Origin of the sequence: Aeromicrobium sp. PE09-221, from assembly GCF_002174305.1 — a bacterium.
Classification (GTDB): Bacteria; Actinomycetota; Actinomycetes; order Propionibacteriales; family Nocardioidaceae; genus Aeromicrobium.
Genome location: NZ_MIJB01000032.1, coordinates 15,503 through 38,502, shown reverse-complemented (window position 1 = coordinate 38,502; position 23,000 = coordinate 15,503). Strand labels below are relative to the sequence as shown.

The 23,000-nt window shown below is 65.4% G+C and carries 22 protein-coding genes; 5 read left to right on the top strand and 17 right to left on the bottom strand.

Going from position 1 to position 23,000, the window contains the following annotated elements; genetic code table 11:
• The first annotated feature begins 182 nt into the window (after positions 1-182).
• Positions 183-1,121: an HNH endonuclease gene (locus tag BHE97_RS17040; RefSeq protein WP_140400229.1), complete on the top strand. Its 939-nt coding sequence runs from the start codon at positions 183-185 to the stop codon at positions 1,119-1,121.
• Here the strand turns inward: BHE97_RS17040 and BHE97_RS17035 are convergent.
• The 7 genes from BHE97_RS17035 to BHE97_RS17005 form a co-directional block, all read right to left on the bottom strand.
• Complete coding sequence (locus tag BHE97_RS17035) at positions 1,118-1,828, bottom strand: hypothetical protein (RefSeq protein WP_201791508.1); 711 nt, start codon at positions 1,826-1,828, stop codon at positions 1,118-1,120. The two genes, BHE97_RS17040 and BHE97_RS17035, sit on opposite strands and share 4 nt — an antisense overlap.
• A gap of 306 nt (positions 1,829-2,134) precedes the next feature.
• Positions 2,135-2,722, bottom strand: a complete 588-nt coding sequence (locus BHE97_RS17030; protein ID WP_140400227.1) for a hypothetical protein — start codon at positions 2,720-2,722, stop codon at positions 2,135-2,137.
• Positions 2,723-2,737: 15 nt separating this feature from the next.
• Positions 2,738-3,211 (bottom strand): single-stranded DNA-binding protein, encoded by a 474-nt coding sequence (locus tag BHE97_RS17025; RefSeq protein WP_087625238.1) that lies wholly within the window; start codon positions 3,209-3,211, stop codon positions 2,738-2,740.
• 69 nt (positions 3,212-3,280) lie between these two features.
• Positions 3,281-5,065, bottom strand: a complete 1,785-nt coding sequence (locus BHE97_RS17020; RefSeq protein ID WP_087625237.1) for a TraM recognition domain-containing protein — start codon at positions 5,063-5,065, stop codon at positions 3,281-3,283.
• Complete coding sequence (locus tag BHE97_RS17015; protein WP_087625236.1) at positions 5,062-5,547, bottom strand: hypothetical protein; 486 nt, start codon at positions 5,545-5,547, stop codon at positions 5,062-5,064. Before BHE97_RS17015 ends, BHE97_RS17020 begins: the two co-directional genes overlap by 4 nt.
• 165 nt (positions 5,548-5,712) lie before the next feature.
• The gene (locus BHE97_RS17010) at positions 5,713-7,206 is read right to left on the bottom strand and encodes an ATP-binding protein (RefSeq protein ID WP_087625235.1); all 1,494 of its coding nucleotides are present in this window, start codon (positions 7,204-7,206) and stop codon (positions 5,713-5,715) included.
• Positions 7,203-8,081 (bottom strand): hypothetical protein, encoded by an 879-nt coding sequence (locus tag BHE97_RS17005; RefSeq protein WP_201791507.1) that lies wholly within the window; start codon positions 8,079-8,081, stop codon positions 7,203-7,205. Before BHE97_RS17005 ends, BHE97_RS17010 begins: the two co-directional genes overlap by 4 nt.
• 60 nt (positions 8,082-8,141) lie before the next feature.
• On the opposite strand from BHE97_RS17005, the gene BHE97_RS17000 reads away from it, so the two are divergent.
• On the top strand, positions 8,142-9,209 hold the full coding sequence (locus BHE97_RS17000; protein ID WP_087625233.1) for a CHAT domain-containing protein: 1,068 nt from the start codon (positions 8,142-8,144) through the stop codon (positions 9,207-9,209).
• Positions 9,210-9,213: 4 nt separating this feature from the next.
• On the opposite strand, the gene BHE97_RS16995 is transcribed toward BHE97_RS17000, so the two are convergent.
• From BHE97_RS16995 to BHE97_RS16970, 6 genes are all read right to left on the bottom strand, one after another.
• On the bottom strand, positions 9,214-10,680 hold the full coding sequence (locus BHE97_RS16995; protein WP_087625232.1) for a PrgI family protein: 1,467 nt from the start codon (positions 10,678-10,680) through the stop codon (positions 9,214-9,216).
• A 7-nt stretch (positions 10,681-10,687) separates the two neighbouring features.
• Positions 10,688-12,001: a conjugal transfer protein TrbL gene (locus BHE97_RS16990; RefSeq protein WP_087625231.1), complete on the bottom strand. Its 1,314-nt coding sequence runs from the start codon at positions 11,999-12,001 to the stop codon at positions 10,688-10,690.
• A gap of 6 nt (positions 12,002-12,007) precedes the next feature.
• On the bottom strand, positions 12,008-12,328 hold the full coding sequence (locus tag BHE97_RS16985; RefSeq protein ID WP_087625230.1) for a DUF6112 family protein: 321 nt from the start codon (positions 12,326-12,328) through the stop codon (positions 12,008-12,010).
• A 160-nt stretch (positions 12,329-12,488) separates the two neighbouring features.
• Positions 12,489-12,755, bottom strand: coding sequence for a DUF6112 family protein (locus BHE97_RS16980; protein WP_087625229.1), 267 nt, complete (start codon positions 12,753-12,755; stop codon positions 12,489-12,491).
• A gap of 6 nt (positions 12,756-12,761) precedes the next feature.
• Positions 12,762-13,496, bottom strand: a complete 735-nt coding sequence (locus BHE97_RS16975) for a hypothetical protein (protein WP_140400225.1) — start codon at positions 13,494-13,496, stop codon at positions 12,762-12,764.
• Positions 13,497-13,565: 69 nt separating this feature from the next.
• The gene (locus tag BHE97_RS16970) at positions 13,566-14,195 is read right to left on the bottom strand and encodes an isoprenylcysteine carboxylmethyltransferase family protein (RefSeq protein ID WP_236757761.1); all 630 of its coding nucleotides are present in this window, start codon (positions 14,193-14,195) and stop codon (positions 13,566-13,568) included.
• 118 nt (positions 14,196-14,313) lie between these two features.
• Between BHE97_RS16970 and BHE97_RS16965 the strand changes: the two genes are divergently transcribed.
• The 3 genes from BHE97_RS16965 (at position 14,314) to BHE97_RS16955 (ending at position 18,359) form a co-directional block, all read left to right on the top strand.
• Positions 14,314-14,706 carry a metalloregulator ArsR/SmtB family transcription factor gene (locus tag BHE97_RS16965; RefSeq protein WP_087625227.1) on the top strand — a complete coding sequence of 131 codons (393 nt, stop codon included), beginning with the start codon at positions 14,314-14,316 and terminating at the stop codon, positions 14,704-14,706.
• 92 nt (positions 14,707-14,798) lie between these two features.
• The gene (locus BHE97_RS16960; protein WP_087625226.1) at positions 14,799-16,739 is read left to right on the top strand and encodes a cation-translocating P-type ATPase; all 1,941 of its coding nucleotides are present in this window, start codon (positions 14,799-14,801) and stop codon (positions 16,737-16,739) included.
• Positions 16,740-17,021: 282 nt separating this feature from the next.
• Complete coding sequence (locus tag BHE97_RS16955; protein ID WP_087625225.1) at positions 17,022-18,359, top strand: MFS transporter; 1,338 nt, start codon at positions 17,022-17,024, stop codon at positions 18,357-18,359.
• Between the two features lie 166 nt (positions 18,360-18,525).
• Here BHE97_RS16955 and BHE97_RS16950 read toward each other — a convergent pair whose 3' ends face one another.
• The 4 genes from BHE97_RS16950 to BHE97_RS16935 all read right to left on the bottom strand — a co-directional run bounded on the left by BHE97_RS16950 (position 18,526) and on the right by BHE97_RS16935 (position 22,753).
• Complete coding sequence (locus BHE97_RS16950) at positions 18,526-20,118, bottom strand: M23 family metallopeptidase (protein ID WP_087625224.1); 1,593 nt, start codon at positions 20,116-20,118, stop codon at positions 18,526-18,528.
• A gap of 20 nt (positions 20,119-20,138) precedes the next feature.
• Positions 20,139-20,819, bottom strand: a complete 681-nt coding sequence (locus BHE97_RS16945) for a hypothetical protein (protein ID WP_087625223.1) — start codon at positions 20,817-20,819, stop codon at positions 20,139-20,141.
• An 81-nt stretch (positions 20,820-20,900) separates the two neighbouring features.
• Positions 20,901-21,893 carry a ParB N-terminal domain-containing protein gene (locus BHE97_RS16940; protein ID WP_087625222.1) on the bottom strand — a complete coding sequence of 331 codons (993 nt, stop codon included), beginning with the start codon at positions 21,891-21,893 and terminating at the stop codon, positions 20,901-20,903.
• 2 nt (positions 21,894-21,895) lie between these two features.
• Positions 21,896-22,753 carry a hypothetical protein gene (locus BHE97_RS16935; protein ID WP_087625221.1) on the bottom strand — a complete coding sequence of 286 codons (858 nt, stop codon included), beginning with the start codon at positions 22,751-22,753 and terminating at the stop codon, positions 21,896-21,898.
• Positions 22,754-23,000: the final 247 nt, after the last annotated feature.

Below are 23,000 nucleotides of genomic sequence, written 5' to 3'. Positions count from 1 at the left end.
TGAGTCGTTTCCGCTCAAAGCTGACACCACTAGAACTGTCGGGATATAACCTCGCGATACGACGGCATGAGACTGCCCCTGTGAAGAGTTCGCTCAGCCGGCAGTCCTCACAGCCGGGCGAGCGAACGTGACTACTGTGGTTCATCAGAGCTGGTGTCAGCACTGGTCGCTAGGCTGCTTCAGTGGCAGAAAAAGCAAGCGAGCCTACTCAACAGCGACAGCCGTTCAAGGTTCAACATGTACGCGGTCGCGGCTCCTCTCCTGAACCGGGGTTGGCGAAAGCCCATGAGATGCTGCTCGACGACGGCCAGGGCAAGAGCCTGCGGATCAGCCGTCTGGAACACGAGAACTATCGCAAGGTCGATCAGATTATTCCGATCGCCGAGATCCTGCCCAATCGCCACTTCGATCGTTGCCCGCTCTGCCTGGCATCGGATGCAGACAGCCTCGAACACGTACCGCCGAAGGCGCTCGGCGGCGCAGTCATGGTCAACACCTGTGCGCGATGTAACAACGCCTTTGGTTCGAAGTTGGAAGCTGACCTCGTCGATTGGTGGGAAGACGCCCTGGTCCGGGTTGAATACCGTAGTCCCCGATTTCAGGGAGCTCGTCGCGGTCCGAAGATTCTGCTGCGACAAACCGACAACGGCGAGTTTGTCATGCTGCCGGACAAGCCGCGGACCCCAGGAGAGGTGCGGGAGGTCTTCGAGGAAGGCGGTGAAATCGACTTCACTTACCAGGTCATCGACTCCGTCCGCTGGCAGCTGGCGGCACTCAAGTCCGCATACCTCGCCTCGTGCTTGCTACTGGGAAAAATCCCAGAAACCCCGGAAGCTGAACGAGTCCGGGAGTCATTGATGATCGCTCGGGACAAGCCGAAGAATGAGCGTCTTGATCCCATGCTTGTACCTCAAGGCATCAGGGTTGCCCGGAGTCAGGGTCCGGCAGCTCGCGGCGAAACACTCTTGGTCCAAGCCTGGTCCGATGACCACGCGGAGTATGCAGTTCTTCTCTCAGCAGTGTTGCTCGTCACTTGGCCTGTCGGAGGCTGGGTGGTTCCGGTGGTAGACGATAAGCCGGGGGCGGCTGTGCAACTGGGGCCGCACCTGGCGGACAGTTAGCTTTCGGGTCCACTATCGTTACGTGGCTTCTGTGCCCACTGCAGAAATCGGACGAGGAGGCCAGGCTTGCGGGTGTCTCCACGCATCACCGCTTCCTCGGTCCGAAAGTAGTTCAGAAGCGGTCGAGGGAAGTGGAAGAACTGCGAGCGCTCTTCGTTTGGAATCTCCTCTTCTGACCACATGTAGCGAACCCCGAATGATCCCAGGTAGACCGCCATCACATATCCGGTGAATCTTGAACAGTCGGACGAAACGTCAACACCGTCGGGTCCTATGTACATGCCATGTCGATAGAGCCGGTGGACTGAATCGGTTGTTATCAAAGCCATGTGAGCATCCGGCATGTCAGTGGAGCCGTCGAGGAAGCTCCGCAATGACTCCGGGACCGGCACGCGAGATCGGGCCATTCGGCAACCGAAGTGCTTTCCGAAGTACCGCGCAAGATTCAGAAGATCGTTCTCCCACGACTCACCGTAGACCGCCTCGAAGTCAAGTCCGGGGATCTTCCGAGTCGGTCGTTCAGTCACATATTTGGCGTACCTGTCGTATGCCAGATCGAACGGCTGCGACCTAGCGTTGTTGCAGGGGCCGCACATTGACTTCGGAAACTTAACCACCCCGTGCCGGTCACGTTTGATGCCGCTCCTACCGCGCAATTCGCGGAACTGTTCGTGGTCACCCCAATACAACACATCGTCGTCGCCCATCAACCGCTTCAAATCGCTGTGCTTGTACTTGTGTTCGCCGGTCGTTGCGGGACGTTTCTGACACCACCAGCACAAGCCGTCATTATCTAACAGCAGATGTGCGAAGTCGTCGGGTTGAAGTCTGCGCCCGTCTTGCATGCACAACATCATGGCATTGAGAGAGCGCCCATCTCGTTCCGAAACTCACACCGGCTAACGCGAAGCTCACGACCTTCGCAGAGCGATGCTGTCTCGGTACGGTTGGAGACCCGACCGCCGCACCGTTCGCCCGCCCGCGTTCGGGGACTCGGCGACTGACGGCACCGGTCAGCGCAGTTCACCGGTGTCGGGGTCGAGGGAGGCGTAGAACTCCTCTTCGGCTTGTCGGCGTTGGTCGACCTCGGCGATCACGAACTCCACGAAGTCCTGGTCGCGGTTGGCGATCGGCACCTCGCCCGAGGACTCGATCGGCTCGTCGCCCGGCCAGACGGTCTGCCGGGTGGGCCGGTCACGATCCAGTCGTGTCCCCGCAGCTGTCACCCAGTCGCGCAACCGCCCACGTGCGTCGGCGAAGTCCCGATGCCAGCCCAGCGGGGCGCTGCCGTCTTGTTCGGGATCGTAGGCGCAGAGCCAATGTAAATGCAGCGAACTCAATTCCCAGATCAGCTCCCAGTGCCGATGCCACAGCGGTGGGATCACGCTGGCTGGCAGCCCATAGGTTCGGCACAGCCACCGGACCCATTGGTTGAGCTCCAGCAGCTCGATCTCCAGGTCGTCGGCGGTGAGCAGGTTCCAGTTCACTGGCCGCGGCGGTTCAGCCGAGACCTCCATATCGTTCCGAGCATCGATCGTGTCGTCGAGGTCGGGTTCGGGCTCCTCAGCGAAGTGATCGTCAGCAAATGGCTCGTCGGTCATGCTTCTCCCCATTCCTTACTGACCGAGTACGGACGCCGCGGACCCGGCGGCCCCGTAGGAGGGTGGGTCGGGAGAGGGGAACCCGCCACGGCGGTCGAGTGCTCGGTCCTCGTGATCGACGGCCCGGTCGCGTGGTGTCCGGTCGACGGTGTAGCGGCTGCGGGCGGTGTCGTGGCCGATCTTCTTGGCGACGAATTCCTCGCCCTCGACTTGTCGGCCGTCGCGCTGGTAGCTGTATCGACGGACGTAGCCCTCGGCGATGAAGGCGTCGCCCTCGGCGAACATCTCGTGGGCGCGTTCGGCGGTCTTACGACGGATGACGAGGTGGTGGAACGTCGGTTCGAGCTGGGTGAACGACCCGTCGGGCTCCTCGCGGTAGTGCTCCTTTTTGAACCGGGCGTAGAACCTGGGGTTCCCGTCATGGTGGTAGGTCAGTTTCGGGTCCGACGCGATGAAGCCGCTGATCGACTTCTGGGTGTGCATGGTCATGAGAGGTCTCCTCCCGGCGACCGGACGGGCCGGTCGATGATTGCTGTGACTGCTAGGTGCACTGGCCGATCAGGACGGCCCGTCGGATCCGGTCTCCAGCAGGTGCTCGATCTGGCGGCGGTCGGCTGTCAGAGTTGTCGCGTCCTCACGTTTGGTCCACGCTGTCAGGTCGGTGACGATCGGTGGGGCGGCGCGCAGCAGGACCATGCCGGTGCCGAACGGTAGGGTGCGGAGTCGGTCGGGCGGCAGGATCGGTATCCGGCGGATCGACCGTTGTGAGGACCGTGATCCGTGGTCCCCGATCGTGATGGAGTCGGTGTGTTCGTCGCGTTCGCCGATCAAGGCGGACAGGTCTTGCAGGTCTCGGGAGTTCGATGCTCCGCCGAGGATGACCTTGACGATGGCCGCGTCCCAGATCGCATTCGCCTGGTTCTCGTTCCATCGGTCGCGTGCCTGGGCCAGCGATTGCAGGACCACCAGCGTGGTGATGCCGGTGCCGCCGCCTTCGGCCATCAAGGTCGGCAGGCTCGGCAGATTTGCCAGGTTGCCGATCTCGTCCAAGGCCAGCAGCACCGGTGGATCGAGTCGAGCGCCCGGTGAGCGGGCGGCCATCCGGCGGGCGGTCTCCACCAGATCCTCGATGAACGCGGCGACCAGTGGGGCGCTGGCTCCGGCTCCGGATCCAGTCGCCAACATGTAGAGGGTGCCGCGGTCGGCGAGGAACGTCTCGGGGTCGAAGTCCTCACCGGGGCGCGGGCTGACGGCATCGAGTACCCGCGGGTCGGCCAGCGCACCCAGGGCGAGGGAGACGCCTTGCCAGATGCTGTCACGGGTGCGGGGGTCGGCGTCGATCATGGCATCCAAGGAATCGGCCCACCCGGTCGCCGCGGTCGGTGCGTTGGTGAGGATGGCGACCGCTTCGGCCGCCGCCGAGGGATCAAGGGTCCAGCGGAACAGCTCGGCGGGGGAGCGCTGGTCGAGGGCGGCGGCGTGCAGCAGGCTTTGCAGCGCGGTTCGTGTCTTGCCTTCCCAGAACCCGCCGGACTCGACGCCGCCGGCGCCCAGTCCGGTGGAGGCGGCCAGTCCGGTGGCGCGGATCATCGCGGTCAACGGGTCGGCGCAGCCACGGATCGGTGACCAGCGCATCCCGGCCGGCACCCCTTCGGCCAGGTGTTGGGGATCGAACACCGCCACCGGGCCGATGCGTTCCCGGGCGCGCAGAGTCGCCGTGAGATTGTCGGGCCTGGTGGAGGTGGTGATCGTCGCGCCGGGAGCATCCAGGATCGACGGGATCACCACATGCAGGCCCTTGCCACTACGCGGCGGGCCGAGCAACAGCATCGAGTCCTCGACACTGGCCCACACCTGTTTGCCGCGGCTGGCGCCGAGCAGGTAACCCACGTCCCTTGGCGTCGGATGCTCCAGAGAAGGGCGCAGGTTACCGGCGCGGCGCAACAAAGCCCGAGGTGAGGCGACCTGCCTGACTTCCTCGGTGGTGGCGACGCCGGCGAGCTTGCGCGGGTCGGTCTCGGTTCTGCGGATGTGACGGCGTACCCAAGCCCACCCCCAGGTTCCCGCAGCGGTGAACGTGGCGAGCATGGCCGCGACCAGGGTCCAGTAGACGACCGGGTTCAAGCGCTCGGCGTCGAGCGCGGCGGCGGGGTCGCCGGGACGAAACAACACCCGTACCCCGGCAGTGACATTCCCGGCGGGCTGGGGCGCACCGGTCACGAACGCGGCGATCGACCCGCTAACGCGCAGCACGAGCGTGGTCCCGAACAACCCGATCAGACCGGCCAGCAGCATGTTGGTGAGTTCGTCGCCGAACGAGCCGGTCTGACGCTGCCCGCTCATCCGACCCGCTGGGTGCGCAGCGTGGTGGACATCCGTCCGACCAGTACCACCTCGTCCGCCGGCTCGATCCGGCCCGGAGACAGTGCGGCTCGGGCCGTGCCGTCCGGACCGGCATGGACGTCGTCGATGACGATCGCCACCAGGACCTGCTCACCGGGGCGGAACCTCTCGCCGACGACCTCGACCTGCTCGAACGAACGCACCGCGTCGCGTTGCGGCGGCTCGTCGGCCGGAGGGTCGGGCTGACCGGTGGCGGGGCGGCGGCTGGCCTGAACCAGGTCGGTGAACACCGTGCCGTCGGTTTCGCGGACTTCGATCCGCACCGGCACATGCCGGTCGCGGGTGACGGTATCGAGCAGGTCGCCGAACGTCGCCCGCGTCCACGGCGGGTCACCGTCGGGCGGGTGGAACGGTTTGTCATCGACATTGACCGTCAACGTGCCGGTGTCGGCGGCCGTGACCACCACATGCGGCAGCGTCACCGGAACGCGACCGGGCGACCGTTCCGGTGACGTGTCCTGATGCTTTCCGGGCCTGGTCCGATGCGCTGACCTGCGATCCGCCCCACTGGGGGTATGTGTTCCCATGCCAGCCAGGTGCGCGCCGCGGCCCCGCGCAGACCTTGATTACTCTACAATTAGAAGATGCTAATTTTGAGAATCAATCATGCGGCCCGTGGTGTCGTACAGCGCTAGCTCGGCCGGATGAAGCTGGTGCTGGACCACGAAGCTGCGGTCCTTGATCTTCCACAAGCCCTGGCCGACCCCGAGCGACGGCAGGAGCTGACGTTCGGTGCCGGTCAACGCGAGCATGTCGGCGGTGACGCCGAGTTGGTCGCTCTCTTGCCGGTACACGATTCTCGACTCGGCGTTGGCCAACAGCGAGTTCGCCAAAGCGCGCATGGCCGACCCGGAGTCGCCCACGTTGTCCAGGTCGCTGAGTTTGTGGAACAGCAGCATGTTGCTGATCCCATAGTGCCGGGCCAGCCGCCAGTGGGAGTCCATGCGTTTGAGCAGGGCGGGATGGCTCATCAGCCGCCATGCCTCGTCGTAGATCACCCAGCGTTGCCCGCCGGCCGGGTCGAGCAGCGCGGCCTCCATCCAGGCGCTGGAACAGGTCATCAATACGCTGATGAGCGTGTTGCTCTCGGTGACCTGGGACAGGTCCAAGGAGATCATCGGCAACGACGGGTCGAAGGATTCGGTACTCGGGCCGTCGAACAATCCGGCCAAGTCACCGGCCACCAGACGGCGCAGGCCGTGGCCGACGAGCCGGCCGTCTTCTGCCAAGCGCCCATCCGGATCGTGCGAAGGGGCCAGGATGTGGTCGACGACCATCGGCAGGGTCGGCACCGTATGGTCGCGGACGGCCTGAGTCAGGGCGGCGTCGATGACGGTGTGCTCCAACGGCGACAACGGCCGCTCGACGACGGTCTCGGCCAGCGAACCGACCAACGCCCGGCGCCGCGCCGTGACCGTGACAGCCCACTCAGCGTCGGACAAGTTGCTGGGCCGGTAACCCTCGTCGAGCGGGTTCAACCGGGCCGGCAGGCCGTGGCCGAGGCGGATCGCCCGACCCCCGACCGCTTCGGCCACCGCGGAGTGCTCGCCCTTGGGATCCCCGGCGATGTAGACCCGGCGCCCGAACGGCAGCGACCGCACATACAGGGCCTTGGCCAGGCTCGACTTCCCACTGCCCACGATTCCCGCGACGATCACGTTCGGCGCGGTGATCACGCCCTGCCGGTACAGCTCCCACGGATCGAACACGAAACTGCCGCCGCTGTACAGATCGGCTCCGACGAACACGCCGTTGCTGCCCAGGCCCGCCTCGGCCAGAAACGGGTACGCGGCTGCCAACGTGGCGGACGTGTCCTGATGGCGGGGCAGCCGGAACCGCCCCGGCGTCCGCAATGCGGCTGGTCCCGGTTCACCGGCCGCGGGCAGATACCGGGTGGCGTGGCGCTCGGCGCGTTCTGTCTCAGCCCTGGCCTTCGCCGCCGCCCGTGCGGCGCGGCGCCGGTCGGCCTGAAGCCGTGCTGCCGCCTGACGGCGCTGCTTGCGCAGCCGGCGCCGCTCGGCGGACGGGGCGACCAGGACGGAGGTGTGCAGCCGCTCGGACTCCTCGTCGCTGGGGTTCACAGGGACCGTCCCCGTGTCCGGGTGACGATACCGTCGTCGCCGCGTGAGAACCACGATGTATCGGCCGCTCGACGCCGAGCTGGCCGACCAGATGTGGCGGTTCCGCCCGGCGCGGGTGTTTGGCTCGTGTGGGCGCCTGTCACGGTGGGCGCGGCGACGCCGAGCGGTTTCAGATCCGGTAACGCGTCAGCTTGCCGGTAGAGCCCGATCTGCCCGAACGGGATGCTGTAAGTGAGCGTATACACGCCGCGTGTCGCCCGGCGGTCCATCGAACCGAACGGCGGCTCGTCATACACCTGCCCGTTGTCCAACGCCGCCTCGGTCGTCTCCTCGCCGTAATCCCACTGAGCCACGTGCTCGATGGCGGCATCGGCGCCGTCACGGTCCATCAGCTCCACCACGTGATCGGTGTCCTCGCCATTGAGGATCACCACCGGCACCCACTGACCTACCGGTACCTCGGCCTCAGGCGCGTAGGGATGCCAGGCGATGCGCCCGGCCTCTCGCAACGCGGTGACGAGATGCGACTTGGCCTGATCGAGCAGCGTCCCCGCCTCATGTAACTCATCAGCAGCAGACAACGCGGCCAGCAGCCCGGGCGCCCGACTGCCGTCCTCGTCACGCGCCTGCCCACGGTGGGTCAGATGCGCGTCGGCGAGCTGGTCCAGAACCTGCCGAAACGACCGGCTGGCGGCCAACAGATCAGCAAGCACCCCATAGGTCTGGTCCGGGTCCTCGAACGATCGAGAAGCGTGCGCCAGACCGCGCAACGCGCTCGCGGCCTCGGTCGCATCGGCGACAGGATCATGAAACGTGGGCATCTTCGGCCTCCCCAAACGATCGGGTTCGACCGGGAGGTGCGCCGAGGCGGTCACGAGTGTCGGAACACGCCCGTACAGTGAGGAGGACGCTGTGGTCCAGAAAGGGTCAAGAGAGTGAGCGCAAGCCAGTACCGAAGTCAGCTCGAACGCAAACGAAACCAACGTCTGGCTGCTGAGAAGAAAGCGGGTGAGTTCCGATCCAAGGAGTCGACAAAACGGGCCGAGGCTGGCCGGGCTCGGCTTGCGGGTGCGAAGACCAAGAGCGACACCACGCGGCGAAGTAAGCAGCGCCAGGCTGACAATAAAGAACGGGAGGCTGAGACCGCAGGCAAAGAAGCTGCGCGCTGGCAGAAAAAGGCCTCAACCTATGCCAAGGAGGAAGCGGCCCTGGCGTCGAAGCTTGCTCGCGCTGAGAGCGCCGAGGCTGATGCGGCCGAACGCCAACGTAAACAGGTGCAACAGCGAATCGAGCGCCAAGCCATTGCGGAACACGCCACCTTGGAATCCAGAGTCGCTGACACCGAACTGGCAGTTGAGCACTTTGCACGACAACTGAGACAGCCCAAACAGGAGAAGCTGCGGGTCCTGATTCTTGGAGCCTCCGCCGAAGGTGACCTGCGTCTTGGGCGGGAGCAGAAACGCATCCGTGCTGCGGTGGAGTCAGCGTTACACCGCGACCAGATCGAGCTCGATGTCCGACCGGCGGCCACCACGGCTGATCTGCTTGAAGGACTAGCAAAGTTCCGGCCACATGTCGTGCATTTCTCGGGCCACAGCAACGAGAACCTCATCGTGTTCGAGGATGACCACGACGGTCACCACGAAGGCGTGATTGTCACAGCGAAAACTTTCGCCAAGGCAATCGACGCAACCGACGATCCACCCGTGCTCGTGCTGCTGAACTCGTGCAACTCGGCCGCACAAATCGATGACCTTGTCGCCCAGGTGGTGCCATTCGCGATCGGTATGGCCGGGACCATCGACGACAGCGATGCCATCAGCTACGCCGCCCAGTTCTACGCCACGATCGCCAACGGACAATCGATCCGGTCCGCGCACTTGTCCGCCCAGGTCGCACTCGAAGCCGCGGGACTCGACAGTGCCGAACTGCCGACTCTGGCCTGGGCGCAAGGGGTCGAACCAGGCGATACCGTCTTAGTGAAAGCTCCCAAGTCCGAATGAGGCGTCACACCCGCCTGGCTAGGGGGAGCGCGGCGGCGGTGAAGGCTCTAGCCTGTTGTCCGACGAGTCGCCGGGTTTCGCAGGAGGCTTGGATGGCGGCTTGCTCGACGGCTGCCACGGCGGCATCGAGCTCGTCGGGGTTGGTAGCGGTGACCGAGACGAGGCCGGTGTAGCGCAACAGCCCGTGGCCGGCGGTGAGGTCTGCTTCTTGGGCGAGCACGTCGGCGTACTCGGCGGCCTGGGCGGCGTCTTCGATCTGCCCGATCCGTGCCCGCTGGGCCGCGTCACTGATGTGTTCGGTCTTTCTCTTGCGGACGTGGCGTGCTGCTTGATCGGCTCGCATGGGCGTGCACAGCAGGGAGAAGGAGCGTTGGATATCGGTCGACAGCAGCACCGGGGAGAGGAACCCGGGATGAATGCGGGCGCGGGGCCACTCGCTGATCCACAGCACAGCGTGATATGCCGAGTCGGTGCGGATCCGTGACCAGGACTCGTTGACCGCAGCGGGTCCGGCGGTCGCCAGCGACCGGCCGAGCTGGCCGTGACGTTCCAACGCCGGCGCGATGGCCGGGTCGTAGGCACTGCGCAAGATCACGGCGATGTCGCCGCTATCCAACCAGGCCGAGGGCGCCAGGTCCGCCGACCGCAGCGCCGCGGTCAGGGTGGTCATTTCTTGTCGCAGGATGGCTGCGGCGCCACGGATGCCGCCACCGGCGGTCCGGATCTGGTGTGTGGCGGCGCGCATGTCGAGGCTGAGACTGATGGTGGTTGCATGGCGTTGCGCGGTGGGACCGGCTCGGTCGATGAGTTCGGCGTAGGTGGTGGCCGCCCAGGAACCGTCGTCGTTACCGTGGGTGGCCCACCAGTCGGCCAGGCCTGTGCCGGACGCTGGCAGGGTACGTTCGAGGACTTGGAGCATCGCGATCCGGCCGGAGCGGCAGATGGTGGCCAGCACGCGACCCCAAGCGGTGACCCGGCGCTGCTGCTCGGCGGGGTCGAGCAGGATGAAGGCTGGATGCGTCACCTCGCACACCACCGTCAGGGTGCGTGTCCTCGGGTCGTGGATCATCCCCGCACCGGTGTGTGGGTCCACGTACTCGCGCAGCCGGGCGACATCGCCGGGCAGAGCGAGGGTTCCGGCCGGACGCGGGGCGAGAATGCGGCGACGGTAGGCGATCTGGTGGCCGGTGGCACGCCAGGCCCACCAGCCGGCGACCGGTACCCACTCGACGGCTGGGCGCCCGGCGACCGGGACCCAGGCGGCCAGCGCGGCCGGTAGCCAGATCGGCGCGGACAGCCAGATCAGTTTCCCGCCACCGGAGTAGAGCGTGCCGGTCAAAGTGGTGCCGGCGATGCCGAGAGCGATCAGTTGGGCCAGCGATAGTCCGAGTAGGATGCCGCGCCGGGTCAGTCGGGAGAACTTCACTGGCACCAATTCGGTGCCCGGCGGCTGGTCCGTCGACGTGGTCATCGGCGGGTCACTCCTTGTTCGGTTGGCTCGGGTCGGGTGGTGTCTTCGGCACCGGGTCCGACGGAGGCGGAGGCGGCGCGCTGTCCGCGCTGGCATTCGTGGGGCCGTCCGCAGCGGTCTCGGCCTGGTCGCCCGCGGCCTCACCGGCCCGAGGGCCGGCGGTCACGGTGTCCTTGACGGCTTCGGCTCCGGCGACCACCACGGTCGCGGGCCCAGCGGTGGCCGCGACCTCGGTGGTCTCCGGATTCGATCCGGGCGTGCCCTCCGGCGCGGGGGAGGGTTTGGGCGTCGGTCGCTGCCCGCCTTCGCTCGCGGTGTCCGTCTTGCCGTGACCATCGTCGTTGTTGTCGCTGTTGAGGACGCTCTTGGTGCCTCCGCCCTGACGGCGAGCGCCGGGTATCGGAAGAGGCCTGTTAAGCGCGTTCTTGGCCTCTTGCTCGGTCCCGGTCGCGTGGTAGTGATCCACGCCGAGGAACGAGATCGTCTTGTAGACGATGTAGGGAGCGAAACCCGCGATAAACAGCAAGGCGATCCCGGCCAGGGGGTCGGCGACCGAGGCGATGTCGCTGTCGATCGGGGCCGCGACCTGCGTGATCGCCACCAGAAAGATCACCACCAACACGAGTTTGCTGACGATGAGCGCGATGACAAAGGCGAGCCATTTGCCGATCCACCCGCGGGTCAGATCCCAGGTCGCCCCGGCGAGCGCGACTGGCGCGAGCACGATCGCCACTAACAGCAGCGCCTTGCGGATCAGCAGCGACAGCCAGACGATCGCGGCCGCGCAGATCATCAACCCAGCCAGAAAAATGGTGAGGATGGCACCCACTCCCGGGATCGCGACCGTGGTCGCGCCCAGCCCCACCGCGAGGGCGGCGATCTTGTCGCCCATGGTCTCGCTGGTCTCACCCGCGGCCTGCACGATCCCGAGTGAGAGCCGGTCGACGATTTCCAGAGCGAGTGCCGCCAAAGTGATCACCAGGAAGCTGCCGAGGACCGCTTTGGCCGCCCCGAGCGCGGCTCGCGACAACGCCGCCGGGTCACGCCGGATCAGGCCGAGGATGAGTTGGCAGCATAAGAAGATCAGCACCAGGAAGATACCGATGCCGAACAGCAGCCGGTAGACCGCCAGGTACTCGGGGCTGGTGATATCGACGAAGGTCGTGGTGTCGAATATCGCCCACATCGACTCGATCAGGTATCCGGCGGTCTCGCCCATCGCCGAGGCCAGCCACTCGAACGGCGCCGCCACCAGGCTCGCCGCAGCTTCACCGGCGCTGTCGCAGACGCCGGAGATCACCGGGATATCGCAGACGCCCATCAAGAATCACACCTGTTGTCCCACGTTCCAGAAAAAGTTGATAAGCGTCACCGACGCGCCGCAGATCACCGCGGCGGCACAGGAAATCAGCACGCCGAGCTTTCCCCGGCCCGCTAAATGGGGATTTGATGAGTTCGACCCGAAACCCCACACAATCGCGCTGATCACTAAGGCCAACACCGACAGGATCAGACCGATCGTCATCACCGCGCCGACGATTGTGCGCAGCTGCGCGATGCCCGGTAGCCCATCGGAGTTCGGGGCGATATCGACTTGCAACGGCATCGTGACCGCGCCGGTGATCACGGAAACAACTAACTCGAACACGGCATGCTCCTGACTGGCGAGAAACAGGTGGGGACGGCGATCAGGTACACCCGACGACCCCGGGACTTCTTCGCCTTCGTGTGCTCAGCGCGGCCGGACATGAGGAACGCCCATCCCTTCGGTCAAGAGATGGGCGTCCGCTGAGAGAACGGGCCGGGTCTTAGAGCTGCCGGCCGATACCGATCAACCAGTTCACCCACGCGATGGCGCCTCCGGCCAGCACGGCCGCACCGAGCGCCACCAGCACGCCGCCTCGGGCCTTCCCCGCGGTCGCGTAGTTACCAGCTGCCGACGCGATCGCCCACGCCACAGCCGAGACGATCAACATCAACACCGCGGCCACCAGCACGATCGTCAACAGCGCACCAACGACGTCTTCGAGATCGCTTACGCCCGCCAGCCCGTCGAAATTGGGAAACACGTCCATTACGCATCACAGCTCCCACGGCGGCCCGGCCCCCGGCTTTCGGCCGAGACCAGCGTGATCGTTGCGCCCGAAGCGGCCAGGTGCCCGCCGGCCCAGGATCTTGTCAGTCCACCGGTGACGGGCGGAAGGCTGCCGAGCAGACGGCGCGGGAGGTGCGGCGGGCGCGCCTTCGTCGAGCCACCGGCGGATCAGATCATGTTCATCGCGGGTGGCATCCTGGACCGTATCGGCGAAGCTCCGGCGGGTATCCCACCGGCGATAGGCGTCCGGGTCCTCGTTGCGGAACCACTTCTCGGCCTCGGTTAGCCGTTCCTCCCTGGACGTCTTCAACCATGCCAGGTAATCTCTCGCGCCTGTAGGCAGGTCGTCGCCACCATCACGATGCTGCCGCCACAGGCTCAGCAGCTCATCGTGGTCGTGCTCGATTTCAGCTGGCGTCATCGCCAGACCATGCCAACGCCGCCACGGGGAGGCATACTCCCGCCCGAGCCAGTCCTCGGCCTGCGCCAAATCCGAGTTCAACCGTTGGTGCGAGGGCAGCGGATCGTCACGATGCTGCCGCCATTGCGCCACCAACTCACGGGTGAGCCTGTCGTAGACCTCATCGGGCTGGTAGTCGGCCGCGTCCAGCCGTCTCTCCCAACGCCGATGCTCCTCAGGCTGGGCGACTTCGAGCCACGCCAACGCCTGGCACACGGTGCGAAAGGATGGTGCTCCAGCTTCAGACTTCTCTGCGTCCATGCCGACAGGTACTCGTGAGGTATCGGGTGCGCTGGATATTCCGCAGGCGTTCTTCTCGTTATGCTCGCGTCAACGCGAGGAATTAGACCGCAGTCGCCCGACGCCAGGAATGAACCGTCCGACTTTCTGGGCGTAGTCCTGATAGACGTCGCCGTGCATTGTCTGTAAGTGAGGCTCCTCGACTGCCCTGACCTGGAGTTCGATTGCGACAAATAGGGCAGCGAAAGCCGCAACGGCCAGCAGGTTCGGTGTGAGAAGAGCGAGGCCGGCTGCGGTGGCCAGCAAAGCGCTGAAGAACGGGTTGCGGACGATGGCGAAAAGTCCGGAGCGAACAAGTCCAGTGAACTCGTCGTCATTGACTCCGACACGCCAGTGCTGGCCCATCGCGTGTTGGGCGACCAGCGTTGCCGTAGCACCGCTCAAGGTGAGAGCGAAAGCGATATAGCGCACGGCGGCATTATGGAGTACCTCAATGGGCTCGATCGCGCCGAGGAGTTGCAGCAAGGGGGCAACCAGTCCTAAGAGTAGAGCGACGATGAAAAGAACACCGCTTGACCAGCCCGACGAGCCGACAGATCCTGATGGGCCGTTGTATCCGGTGATGCCCGTCTGTCGATAAAGCAGCCAGGTGCGCAGGCCGAAGGCGACGGCTAGGTAGCTCAGATAGAGAATGAGCGCGACGGCGGCGTCTCGCATCATCTGGCGATCCCGCCAGCCGTGTCTGCGGGTAGATCGAGCTGAGCAGCAGTCTGGTGATGACGTTCACAGGTCATGATGGTCGTCGAGTATTGTTCAGCAAACGGTGTATAGTCATCATATGCTGACTATATCGTCTCGGGTAGATGCAATGAATCGGCTGGGCCGGGCGATGTCCGATCCGACGAGGTCACGGATTCTGTTGTCTCTGTTGCAGGGGCCGGGGTATCCAGCGCGGCTCGCGCGCGAGTTGAACCTCTCGCGGACGAACGTATCGAACCATCTGGCCTGTCTGCGGGGGTGCGGGATTGTGGTGGCTGAGGTCGAGGGCAGACAGACCAGGTACGAGATCGCCGACCCGCATCTGACCCGCGCCTTGGAGGCGCTGCTGGACGTGGTGCTCGCTGTCGACGACGGCATGTCATGCGTGGACACTGACTGCGATGTACCGCTGTGTTGCGGGCCTGCCGCCACTGCAACCCCCGACGGGCTGACGTCGAAGGCCCGAGTATGAGCCGGGAGCGCCGTGGCCCCGCCGAGCCGGTGCCCCTCCCCTCGGCGCGGAGACCGTCCACACTGGGGGATGCGTGTTGCGGTCCCGAACCAATGCGCGACCGCGATTACCAGTCTAGTGGCGAGCATGAAGATCCCGCGCCGTGGTGGAGCGACCGAACGCTGGTGCTGCCGGTCGCCTCCGGCGTCCTCTGGGTGACGGGGCTGATCCTGGACTGGACCGGCCAGGAGGTTCCGGCGTTGATTTCCCATGCGCTGGGATTAGCCGCGGGGGCGTGGGCGTTCGTCCCACACGCCCTGCGCCGGCTGTTCGCCGGCCGTGGACGCGCCCGACTGGGTGTGGGATTGCTGATGACGATTGCCGCGACCGGCGCGGTGCTGCTAGGCCATACAGGCGAGGCTGCCGCGTTGGCGTTCTTGTTCTCGATCGCCGAGACCCTGGAGGACCGGGCGATGGATCGCGCCCGCCAGGGTCTGCGGGCCCTATTGTCGCTGATCCCTGAGACAGCTCGGGTCTCCCGTCTATCCGGGGAGGAGGTGATTCCCGCTGCGCAGATCCGCGAGCTGGACATCCTGATCGTGGGCGCCGGTGAGCGTATCGCCACCGACGGCGTAGTAGTCAGTGGCCGGTCGTCGGTGGACACATCTGCGATCACCGGAGAGTCGATTCCGGTCGAGGTTGTACCCGGAGACGTTGTGTTGGCTGGGTCGGTGAACGGATCGGGCACGCTGAGCATCGAGGCCATCGCCGACGGGCGGGACAACTCGCTGACGAAGATCGTGCATCTGGTCGAGCAGGCCCACGCGGCCAAGGGCGAGCGCGCCCGGCTTGCTGACCGGATCGCCCGCCCGCTGGTGCCGACAGTGCTGGTAGCCGCTGCGCTGATTGCGGCGTTCGGGTTCCTTATTGGGGATCCGGGCACCTGGGTCGAGCGTGCTCTGGTGGTGCTGGTCGCGGCCTCGCCCTGTGCTTTGGCGATTGCGGTCCCGGTAACGGTGATCTCGGCGATTGGCTCGGCCAGCAAGTTCGGCATTGTCATCAAGTCCGGTGCGGCGTTCGAGCAGCTTGGCACCATCCGCACGGTCACGGTGGACAAGACGGGCACTCTGACCCGTAACCATCCCCAGGTTGTAGCAATCCACACGATTGATGGCTACTCGCATGATGAGGTGTTGCGGATGGCCGCGGCGTTGGAGGTCAACAGCAGTCATCCCCTCGCCGGCGCAATCATCACCGCGGTGTCCGAGAATCCGACTGCGGCCGATGTGCAGGAGCATCCTGGTCATGGGCTGACCGGCGTTGTTGGTGGTAGGAAGGTGCGCGTCGGCAGCCCCCGCTGGATCAACCCCCAAGGTCTGGACGCCCAGGCCGAGGCAATGGCTGGAGAAGGGATGAGCATTATCGTTGTTGAAGCCGACACCCACATTGCTGGCGTGATCGGTATCCGCGACGAATTGCGCCCCGAAGCCGCCGAAGCCATCGCCGCTCTGCACGCTCAAGACATCAACACAGTGATGTTAACTGGCGACAATGCCCTGACCGCGAACGCGATTGCTGCGCGGGCCGGGGTCGACCAAGTGCATGCCGAGCAGCTTCCAGCTGACAAGGCCGAGCACATCCGCCAGCTGGCAAGTCAGGCTCCCACGGCGATGATTGGTGATGGCATTAACGACGCTCCCGCCCTGGCCTCGGCCACTGTGGGGATCGCTATGGGCGCCACCGGGTCCGCCGCTGCGGTGGAGTCCGCCGATGTGGCCTTCACCGGCCACGACCTGCGTCTGATCCCCGCTGCCTTGATCCATGCGCGTCGTGGCCGAGCGATCATGACTGGCAACATCGCCCTCGCGCTCGCGATCATCGTCATTCTGTTCCCCCTCGCGCTGTTCGGGGTGCTTGGCCTGGCCGCAGTGGTGCTCGTCCACGAGATCGCTGAAGTGATCGTCATTGGCAACGGACTACGCGCCGCCCGCGGCCGAACCCACGCGATATCGACGATCACCACCCCCGTTCGGCGCGATGCCACCACTGGTTGATAGTCGTTCCAGACTTTGGATTCGGCACGACCGTTCTCACCCAGGAAAGTCGTCGATTGCGTCGGAGTCGTTGAACGTTTCACCGCTGCGCACGCTATCCACCCCTCTAGGCGAGAAGATCCTCGCATTCTGCTTGCTGCGCTTCTCGGCGAACCCGTAGCATCTCTATACCCGTAGGGGGTATAGGTTATATCTAATGTTCGCCGTTCCTGGGTGAGAGCTGGGCATGGCAGTCAAACGTGGTGACGTGTGGTCTTGTGCTGCGCGGATGAAGGAGTGGGGATGACCTCGAAGGTGCAGTTCGGGGGCGGGTTGATCCCGCTGCTGGTAATTGCAACGGCTCAGTTGATGCTGGTGTTGGACGACTCGATCGTGAACATCGCGTTGCCGAGTATCCAGGACGAGCTCGGCGTTGCGGCGGTGCATCTGCCGTGGGTGGTCAACGCCTACATCCTGGCCTTCGGCGCGCTGCTGTTATTGGGGGGCAGGATCGGTGATCTCTGGGGCCGCAAGCGCACGCTGCAGACCGGTATCGCGATCTTCATCGTCGCCTCCCTCGTCGGCGGCCTCGGACAGAACACACTCATGCTGATCGTCGCCCGCGCCGCGCAGGGTGTCGGGGCGGCGATGGCGGCCCCGAACGCGCTCGCGCTGATCACGACGACCTTCTCCGAGCGGTCGATGCGCGACAAAGCGCTCTTTCTCTACGGGGCGATGTCGGGTATCGGGATCGTCATCGGCCTACTCGTCCTGGCCGGCACCCGCACCCTCGTCGCCGCCGGGCGCCATGCCGGACGCCTCGGCACGCTCGGCGCAGTGCTTGGCACTGGCGGTATGGTAGCCCTGGTCTACACGATCACCCGCTTCGGCGAAGACGGCTTCACCGACCCCATCGCCTACATCCTGATCGTCGCGGCGGCGGTGCTGCTGGTCGTGTTCGTCCTCACGCAACGCGGTAGCCAGAACCCTCTGGTGCCGCTGAGCCTGTTCACAGACCGCAACCGGGCCGGCGCGTATCTGACGATGCTGGGACTCGCAATCGGGCCGATGGGCACGCTGTATGTGATCACCCTCTACCTCCAGCAGGTGCGCGACTACACGCCGCTGACCACAGGGCTCGCGTGGCTACCGTTCGCGGTCGGCATCGTCGTGGGTGCAGGTGGCGCGCCGAAGTTGCTGCTGGCAGTCTCTGCCCGATATGTCACCGCAGTCGGTGCACTATTGAGCGCGGTCGGTGCGTTTTGGTTCTCCCGCATCAGTATGGACACCGGCTATTGGCTCGGATTGGCCCCGGCTATGTTCCTCGTGGCGCTCGGGTTCGGTATCGGAGTCATCGCCCTCACCCAGGCCGCGGTCTACCGGGTCGATCCGGACAAGGCCGGTATCGCCTCGGCGCTGTTGAACTCCGCCCAGCAGATAGGCGTCGCCCTCGGCCTGGCCATCCTCGCCAGCGTCGCGGCGACCATCACCGCACGCGCCGACAACACGGCCTTGCCGCCCGGGGAGGCACTGGTCGCCGGATACAGCACCGCCCTCGTCGCCGGCAGCGGCATCCTCATCGCCGCCGCGCTCCTCGCGCTGTTCACCCTTGATGCGAAGGCCAATACCGAGTCGGAGTGACCGGACAAGCCTCATCGCTGCCCGTTCTCCCGATAAGGAAGGAAAGAAGAAGCCGGAACATCACCACGGTCTACAGGTCGACCTCCACATGGGCGACAAGAGGATGACCGTCCACAAAATGGGTTGCCGGCGAGAGGGAGATGAGTCCGATCCCTGAACCGTGCGTTCAGCGCCACCCGACGGTAGTGACATGCACGTGGTCCAAATGATTCTGGGTTGGGTCACCCCGGCCTTCCATGGGGCGCCAGCCTTCGGCTGAGCGAGGGACTGACCAGATCTTTCGTGCGTGAATCACGTAGTCGATACCCAACTCCTCATGGTTCTCTTGTAGCCAATAGGCGATATCCCAGCCGGCTTTTCCGGAGATCATGATGTCTAGGGAGTGGCCAGTGGCGTGTTCACCGCGTGGGGCGAGACCGTAGTAGATGGTCACCTCTTCGGGCCAGGCGGCGCAGACCGCACGGTAGACCTTGACGGTGTCTGGCTGGAGTCCTTGTTCGATCCGTGAACCATGTCGGCACTCGGCATCCGAGATGCTGCCATCATCTGGCCCAGGCCTTCTGGGATCGCAGCCAGCCGGTCCTGGAGCTGGAGAGCCGGGTCCCGGCTCGGGCAAGTCGGCCGCGCCGTGTTCGTTCAGCCAGGGCACGGGGTCGACGGCTGCGGCGTTGGTGCCACCGGGACGGACCTCGAACTGCAAATGGGGACCCGTCGAATAACCGGCGCTGCCGACGTCGCCGATGTGTTGACCAGCGCTCACGGTATCGCCGACGTTGACGCGGACGCCGCTCTCCCACATGTGGGCATACGCGGTTGCCACGGTGGCGCCGTCGATCTGGTGCTCGATGACGATCAGCTGACCGAACCCGGCGGCCGGCCCGGCTTTGGTGACAGTGCCGTCCGCAACTGCGAGAATTGGTGTGCCCTCGGCCGCTGCGAAGTCGGTACCGGTGTGCATCGATGGCCGGCCGGTGACTGGATGAGTTCTCGGTCCGAACTCGTCGGTCATGACCCAGCTGTCGGCCGGGAGCGGGAACACGATCCGTGCCTGGCTAGAAGCCCTGGTGGTGATGTCGGCCGCGACGAGCGTGGTTGCCAGCGCGTCGGTGCTGTCGGTGAGGGCGTCCAGGATCGTGTCGGCCACCGGTTGAAAGGTGCGGTATCGGTCGGGGTGGGCGGAGGCCTCAACGGCTTGGGCGGCCTCGCCAGGATCGAGCTGTTCCCAGCCTGAGATGTCGAGTAGTCCTCGCGGGGAGCCGTTGTTCGGCCCGCCCGGGCCTCCGAAGAACGCCCGGGCCTGATACTCCGGATTCATGAGTTGGCTCGGGTCGCCCCATCCGGCCGATGGGCGCATCTGAAACAGTCCCAGGCTGTCGTTGTTCGTGCCGTTCCCGTCGTTGGGCAGCTCACCCGATTCGGGGTGGGCGGGGTTGGCGAGGTTCTTCAATGTGGATTCGGCGAGCGCGGCCATCAGCGCGATTCGCTGCCCGTCCCGGCCGACGCCGTCGATGCCCGATCCGGTGTCAATGATCGTGGCCGCGTGCTCCAGCTGGGTCTTGGTCAGGGTGATCTGGTCACCATCTGCGGTGGTCGCGCTTAACTTGTCGGGCACCTCACCTGCGGGCGTGCTGGTGTCGCCGCCGGGTATGGTGCAGGCGGCGTTCGCGGCGGGGTTCATCAGCGCACCCACGCCGACGAGCCCGAGCGAGGGACACAGGATCATCAACGCCAGGACACCGATACTGAGCTTCTTCAACACGGGGATGCCTGCTTCTCGGCTCAGCGCAGCGGGTTGTCGAGTTCGGACAGCCTCAGGAGCCGGCACGAGTCGTAGGTGGGTTCGCAGACGATGAACACGGTGAACTCCACGGCGTGCTCGGAGGTCACGTTCTCGTCGTTCCAGACGCCCGAGCGATGCCGAGTGCCCTCTATCGTGTAGGCGATGGTGCCCTCGGCGAGCTGTCCGGGCTCGGCCTGTTCGACGGCGGTGTCCCAGGCTTCGGGCACATACGACTGGTCGATGGTCAGTTGCTGTCGGGTGGCGTACTCGCGCAGTTCGATCCAGGCCTCGCGGGTGGGCAGGTAGGAGGCGACGTCGGAGGCGAGACCAGGCTGCTCGGTCCCGGACGGATCACCCACATCAAGGATCACCGTGGTGTAGTCCAACGGTAGGTTCCCGCTGGCGGTGTCCCAGTCGAACAGCCGGGTGGCCACGACGCGGGCGAACGTCGCAGGGTCTTCGCTGGGGCGGATCGGCGGAATCGCACCACTTCTCGCGGGTCCACCGGGCTCGCTGGTCACCGACCCGGGCCGCGCTCGTTCACCATCGCTGGTGCCGGAGTCACTATCGGGACCGATGACCAGGCCGTAGACGCCGATCCCGACCAGGACCAGCACGGCTAGGCCGGCGATGATGACGGCGAACAGGCGATGCCGCGCATGAGAGTCGTGGAAAGTCATGCCATCAGGTGCACGGCCGGCGCCCACCGGCACGGCGCCTACCTCAGGCGCAGGTGACTCGGCGCAGGGTCGCTGCTGGCTTCACCGTCGGCGCCCCCCGTTGTCGTGATGTCGGTGATGGGTGGTCAAGGCGTCGCGGAGTTGGCCGGCGAACCAGTAGGTGCCATCGGCGGTGTCCAGGAACGACGTGATCTGCTCATCGCTCAAACTAGTGGCGAGCTCGACCGGGTCATAGTGGGTCCACCAGCATTCCAGGCTGGTCCAGGTCTGTAAGAACGCCCGTACCGGCCACTTTTCCGGCTCTCCATCAACGGTCCGTGTCGTTCGGGCCGACTTCTTCCGAGTCCGGTCAGTCTTGGCGCCGGTGGCGCGAGCGACCGCGTCATCGGCCAGTTGTTCCAGCTCGCTCGCCCGAGCACCCTCGGCGGCGGTGCGCAGACGTTGGTAGGAGGGATCGATCGGTGCGCCGGCGTCGATACGTTTCAACTCGTCGCGGGTCGTGGCGCGCAGTCGCTCGGGGAGGGTAGGGTCCTCGGCGATTTGTCGGAGATATCCGATCTTGTCCAGCGTCTTGTAGGAGGCGCCGCCGGGGATCATCGCGGCGGCTTGCTCGCGAGCGTCGCCGACAGAGATCGACGGTCCCGGAAAATTTCCGGGACCGTCAATGCGCGGCTGGTGGGTGGCGCTGAACTGCGTCGATGCCTTGCGCCGTCTGGCATCCTCGGCCATCAATGTCTTGAGTTCGCGGTAGAGCGCGAAGGCCTCAGACGCGGTGAGTTCCTTATGCAACACGTTGTCGTCCTGCTCGGCCAACAGGTGCCCCAATCGGTCCGATATCCCCGACCGCACCCACACGTTGAGGGTTCGCCAGCCGAGGTGTTTGATGGCTGCCAGCCGTCGCCGACCGCATACCAGTACCCCTTCGGGAGTGACGGTCGGCGGCTGAAGCAGGCCATAGCGGTCGATGGATGTGGCGAGGGCGTCGAGGTCGCCCAGGTCGGTGCGATGCCGTCGCCCGATCCTGATTGACTCGACCGTGCGATCGAGTTCAATATGCCCGGTAGTTGTGGCCACGATCAGTAGCCTCCTCGTTTCGGCGCAGCCGCCTCCACCGCCAGTCGCAGGCCGTTGTCCTCCAACAGTTTCGGCAGGTTCTCGCCGATCAGCAGCCGCAACAGCACCCCGCGGCCGGTGTCAGTTGCGGCGTACGCCGGATGCGGGTGGCCCAACAAGATCCTCAGCAGCATCGACCAGGATTTCGCGGGCAGGTCGAGCAGCGCCCGCGCATGCTGATCGCGTCGCAGACTTTCATAGGCGGTCTGTCGAGATCCGGCCCGTGCCAGTACACCGCATACATGTTCGACGGCAGTCCGGGCCGTGGTCGCTGGCCAGCCCCACTTTGTGAACAGGGCGATGGTTTCCTCGACCGCCTCGGTCGCCGATACACCCGCAGGTTCCGATGCGTCGTCGGCATCGTCGTCGAGGTCGGGTTCGTCGGTGACGTGGAACGCCGGGTGCCACTCGGTCAACGGAGTCTCGCGGTCGCTGAACCGCTCCGCGTCGTGGAAGATCGAGAAATGAGGGCGCCTCGCCTGCTGGGTCGAACAGAGCATGCCTTGGCCGCGCTCCTCGAAGACGCAGGTCACCCGCACGGCGTGGGTGACCATCGCCCACGGATCGGCGGCATTCCTGGTGGAGCGGTACTGCATCGCATCAAATGCCGCGGTCGCCGCCTCCCACGGGTCGAGTCGGTGCTTCCTGGCCAAGGCGGCATACTTCTCGGCCGCATACGCCATCAGCTCCGCGGCGGTCTGGTCGTGTTGCCACGCCCCTGGACCAGCCGTGTGGAGTCGGTGCAGCAGAGCCCGCAGCCCCTCGCTACTCGTGTAGTCCTCACCGCCGGGCGGGGTAGGGGCTCGGTCGTCAGCTCTCATGGTTGGATACCTCCTGCCAGCCAGGTACGCCCACCACGTCCGGACCCGGTGGACCTTTCGCCCTCGACGTCAACGTCCATGACCTGACACCCGGCTCTTCAGCTCATGCCGACACTGGAGCGGCCCGTGCCATCACGCCTCGAACTCCGCCCGAAAGCGGCCAACGGCGGGAGCTGACGAGCCCGCTCACCGACCCGCTGGAGCCGATCGACCACCGGAGCGCGTACGGTCCGTGCCAGTTCAGCCT